General features: G+C 46.0%; 3 protein-coding genes. All 3 read left to right on the top strand.

Translation table 11 applies throughout. The features are described from left to right. The first annotated feature begins 66 nt into the window (after positions 1-66). The 3 genes from G1O98_RS36665 to murI all read left to right on the top strand — a co-directional run bounded on the left by G1O98_RS36665 (position 67) and on the right by murI (position 5,162). Positions 67-1,959 (top strand): N-acetylmuramoyl-L-alanine amidase, encoded by a 1,893-nt coding sequence (locus G1O98_RS36665; protein WP_163939173.1) that lies wholly within the window; start codon positions 67-69, stop codon positions 1,957-1,959. A gap of 316 nt (positions 1,960-2,275) precedes the next feature. After that, positions 2,276-4,168 (top strand): N-acetylmuramoyl-L-alanine amidase, encoded by a 1,893-nt coding sequence (locus G1O98_RS36660; protein ID WP_163939171.1) that lies wholly within the window; start codon positions 2,276-2,278, stop codon positions 4,166-4,168. 127 nt (positions 4,169-4,295) lie between these two features. After that, entirely contained in the window at positions 4,296-5,162 is an 867-nt protein-coding gene (gene murI / locus G1O98_RS36655) for a glutamate racemase (protein ID WP_163939169.1), read from the top strand. Positions 5,163-5,212: the final 50 nt, after the last annotated feature.

The raw sequence follows: 5,212 nt of genomic DNA, 5'->3' as shown, positions 1-5,212 counted from the left end.
CCCTCTCCCCCTTCCCCCTGCCTCTTTGTTGACGGCTCCCATGAACGTGAATTAGGAGAAAGAACTGTGAAATTACACTGGTTACTACCCAGCACTATTGGAACTATCTTCATGCTATCGTCGCCTGTAATGGCTGCGAGACTTGAATCTTGGCGCTTTGATGCCAATCAAAACAGGCTGGAAATTAATACTGTGGGAGCAGTTCAACCCCAGGCACAATTAATTTTCAACCCCACTCGGCTGGTAATTGATTTGCCAGGAACTACATTTGGCCGTCCGCAGCTAACCCAACAGGTGGGCGGTGGAATTCGCTCAATCAGGGTTGGGCAGTTTGATACAGAAACAACACGCATAGTTGTAGAACTGGCACCTGGTTATACTTTAGACCCCAAACGCGTCCAATTTGTTGGGACAGCTGGTGATCGCTGGACAGTGCAATTACCTAGACCAGAAGTTGATCGAGTAGCCTCATTTCCCGCCTCACCTCCCAGAAGTGCTTACACTGTCGTTACCCCAGACTCTGAGCGGCAACCTAGTATTTCAAGAGTTGCCACTACTACACGCGGGGCGACTCAAATTGAGGGCTTGACAGTAACAGGCGATGGGTTGTTCCTCCGTACCAGTGGTGGCAATCCGAGGATTAAGACAATTCGCAGCCGCGATCGCGCTAGTATCTTCATAGATGTTTCTGATGCATCTTTATCACCACGTCTGGCGCAACAGAATAATCAGCCTGTTAACAAACATGGTATTAGCCGCGTCGAATTCACCCAACTACAAAACCAAGCTCCTATTGTTCGCTTGACTTTGCGGGTAGATAAAAATAGTCCAGATTGGCAAGCCAGTAATAGTAACAGTGATGGTTTGGTGGTTCTGCCTAGTCGCGTTGTTAGATTGCCTGGAAGTAGTAATTCGGACAATCAATCACAACCACCCTCCTTCCCTAGCAGACTATCTGCTGTTAACAACTCCCCAGCAACCATTGAGTCTGTGCAACTGGCTGATAATGGCAGACAGCTGCTGATTAGAGCCGACCAAACTTTATCTGCTACGGGAACCTGGGATAGATCATCCGGTGTGTTCCGCGTCACAATTAATAATGCCAAGTTAGCTCCCAGAGTTACAGGCCCTACTTTTGCCCCAAATAGCCCCATTCTTCGGGTACGTCTGCAACCCCAAGCAGCCAACACAGTCGTTGTTTTAGTTCAACCAGCACCTGGAGTACAACTCGATCAACCCCAGCAAATCGGCGACCAGCTTTTGGCTATACCAATACAAGGTTCTCGTCGGATTGTTTCCCTTCCCGGAAGACCGCCCTTTGCTTTACCTGGGCTACCACCACCAAACCGGGGGCCATTCCCAGACCCAAACAATCCCAATCCCCAGCCCCAATTCCAGCCACAGCGCCGAGTTCCCAATGGACGAGTGGTAGTCATTATTGACCCAGGACATGGCGGTAAAGACTCAGGAGCAGTGGGCATTGGGAGAGTACTCGAAAAGGATATTATTTTACCTATTAGCAAAAGGATAGCTCAGGTTTTGCAGCAAAATGGCGTACAAGTCGTTATGACGCGGGATTCTGACTATTTCGTCACCCTTCCCGGACGGGTGCAATTAGCAGAGCGAGCTAACGCTGATGTATTTGTTAGCATCCACGCTAATTCGGCTGGTGCAAGTCGTCCAGATGTCAGTGGCTTGGAAACGTATTATTACGACAGTGGTTTGGGTCTAGCTCGCATTGTCCATAACAGTATTCTCCAAAGCGTAAATGTCAGAGATCGGGGAGTGCGGCGAGCAAGATTTTATGTCCTCAGAAAAAGTTCCATGCCTTCTATTCTTGTAGAAACAGGTTATTTGACTGGTCGAGATGATATGGCTAAACTCAGAAGCTCCGCTTACCAAAATCAAATGGCAGATGCGATCGCTCGTGGCGTTCTTCAGTATTTAAAGAGAAGATAAGTAATTTAGTCGAAATTATTGAGTAAATACATCTAATCTTTACCATGTTTATCCAATTTAGTAGTAAAACCAATTTAAGTATTATTGCGGCGGGACAAGAGTAGCATCTTTGCTATTGTCATCTGATGCTTTACAAGTCAAATTTATCTAGGCTAATGGATAGCATGGCAAAATCAGAGGAGCGTGCTATATTTTACGCCATTAGCTGTGTCTTAATAACAGCGTAATACTCAAGTGTGTGCGGTGATGGTGTGAGGATTTGCCAATATATTGAAATTTTGACGGCTCCCATGAATGTGAATCAGGAGAAAAGACTGTGAAATTACGCTGGTTACTATCCAGTACTATTGGAACTATCTTCATGCTATCGTCGCCCGCAATGGCTGCGAAACTTGAATCTTGGCGTTTTGATGTCAATCAAAACAACCTAGAAATAAATACTGTAGGGAATGTTCAACCCCAAGCACAATTAATTTTTAACCCCACTCGTTTGGTAATTGATTTACCAGGAACGACATTTGGCCGTCCGCAGCTAACCCAACAGGTGGGCGGTGCAATTCGCGCTATCCGTGTTGGGCAGTTTGACGAACAAACAACGCGCATAGTCGTTGAACTGACCCCTGGTTATACTTTAGACCCCAAGGGTGTACAATTTGTTGGTAGAACTGGCGATCGCTGGATGGTGCAATTACCCACGCCAGTAGCCGAAAATGTTCCCTCAAAAAATACTGGTGGGCAACAACAAGCTATAGCAACACAACCTTCACCGAGAACATCTTCATCTGTGTTCTCACCAAGAGATATTTACAACGTGGTGAGAACAAGCCCTATTTATCCACCTAAAAACGGAATGCTTGCCGCCAGGGTAACTCAAATTGAGAACTTACAAGTTACAGGTGATGGTTTTTTCATCCGTACCAATGGTGGTAATCCTCAGATTCAGGTAAATCGTAGCAACGATCAAAGAGAAATTAACATCGACATTGCCAGCGCTACTTTATCACCAAGTCTAGAGCAACGCGATTTGTCGATTAATCGTTATGGTGTCAGCCGTATTCAGTTCAGCCAACTACAAACAAGTCCATCTGCTGTTCGCATGACTTTACAGGTGGATGAAAATAGTCAAAATTGGCGAGCAACTAATAGTAACAGTAGTGGTTTTGTGCTTCTGCCCAGTCGTGGCATTGCCCAGTTCCCTGGAGGTAATAGTAATAGTCCACGCCCCATAGCATCTAGTACAGCGACTATAGAGTCTGTGCAACTGGCTAATAATGGCACACAACTGCTGATTAGAGCAGACCAAGCTTTATCTGCAACAGGAGGCTGGGATAGAACCTCTGGTCTGTACCGCATTACCATCAACAATGCTCGGTTAGCTCCCAAAGTCACAGGCCCAACTTTTAATTCTAATAGCCCTATCCTGCGAGTCCGCCTGCAACCCCAAGAATCTAATACAGTTAACGTCTTGGTTCAGCCAGCAGCCGGAGTGCAAATTGGTGAACTTAACCAAGTTGGCGACCAGCTTTTGGCTCTAGAATTACAACGCTCTGGTAGCGTTACGCAGCAGCCCATTGATTTACCGCCTTTATCGCCAAACCAAGGTCAATTCCCCAATCCCATAGATAATCCCCGTCCTATATCTCAACCAAAGCCGCGCCCCTCAGTTCCAAGAGGGAAATTACTAGTTGTGATTGACCCAGGACATGGTGGAAAAGACTCAGGCGCTCCCGGTTTAGGTGGGCTTTTAGAAAAGGATGTAATTCTGCCTATTGGTAAAAGGGTAGCAGCAATTTTAGAGCAAAATGGTGTACAAGCGGTACTAACGCGGGATGCTGACTTTTTCGTAGAACTTCAGGGACGGGTAGAAATTGCCGAGCGAGTTAATGCAACTGCGTTTGTCAGCATTCACGCTAATTCTGTTGATAATCGCCCGGATGTGAATGGCTTAGAAGTATATTATTACGATAGCGGTTATGCTCTGGCGGAAGCGGTTCGCAATACCATTCTGCAAAACATCGGTACAATCAAAGACCGGGGAACCCGCAAAGCCAGATTCTACGTTCTCAGAAAAAGCTCTATGCCTTCGATTTTAGTAGAAACAGGTTATATGAGTGGTCGAGAAGACAATCCCAGATTGGCATCACGAGAGTATCAAAATCAGATGGCAGATGCGATCGCTCGTGGCATCCTAAAATACTTACAGCGTTAGCATAGTACAAATTACTATTAAAAGGTGGTATTTAGAATCCTTTGGCGTGCAGAATTTAGTGGTCAATTAGCCGATTGTCTGCTAAATTCTGTATTTTAAATCCCAAAACCTAAATTAATATCAGCCTGTGTATTCATCTTCGATCTTTGAAGCGAATCTAGACGATTTTTCTGCTCAAGAACCCCAATGTGCCCCAATTGGCATCTTTGACAGTGGTGTGGGTGGATTGACAGTACTGCGACAAATATATCGGCAACTCCCCAATGAATCAATTGTTTACTTTGGGGATACAGCCCGACTTCCTTATGGAATTCGTTCACAAGCAGAAATTTTACAATTTACGCGCGAAATTCTTACCTGGCTACAACAGCAGCAGGTAAAAATGGTAATTATGGCTTGCAACACCAGTTCTGCCCTAGCCCTAGAAACCGTTCGTCAAGAATTCAACATCCCCATTTTGGGAGTAATTCTACCGGGTGCAAAAGCTGCGGTGCAGCAAGGAAAACGCATTGGTGTAATTGCCACTCCAGCTACGGCGAAAAGTAATGCTTATAAGCACGCCATCCTCGAAATTGCTCCTGACGTTCAAGTCTGGCAAGTTGGATGTCCAGAGTTTGTGCCACTCATTGAGCAAAACCGGATTCACGACCCTTACACTGCTGAAGTGGCACGAGCCTACTTAGAGCCTTTACTAGAGCAAGAAATTGATACCTTAGTTCATGGCTGTACCCATTATCCCCACCTTACACCAGTATTGCGATCGCTCCTTCCCTCTCAAGTCAAGCTAGTTGACCCAGCTGTTCATGTCGTGGCAGCTTGTGCCCAAGAGTTAGACTTGCTAGGCTTAAAAAATACTCACCCCCCACTACCAACTCGTTTCGCCGTTAGCGGGTGTCCACAACAATTTTCCCAGTCAGGAGTGCAATGGCTAGGTTATACCCCGATGGTTGAAGAGGTCTGCTTTACTGATAGCGCTATTTCCCAACTTCTTTGAAGGAGGCCCCCGGCCGCCTTCAAAGAAGTTGGGAAAAAGCGCAATGAGAA

The sequence above is a fragment of the Nostoc sp. UIC 10630 genome (genome assembly GCF_010747425.1).
In the GTDB taxonomy this organism is placed as follows: Bacteria; Cyanobacteriota; Cyanobacteriia; order Cyanobacteriales; family Nostocaceae; genus Nostoc.
Note: the sequence above shows the minus strand (reverse complement) of the source record. Positions and strands in the feature narration are given on the sequence as shown.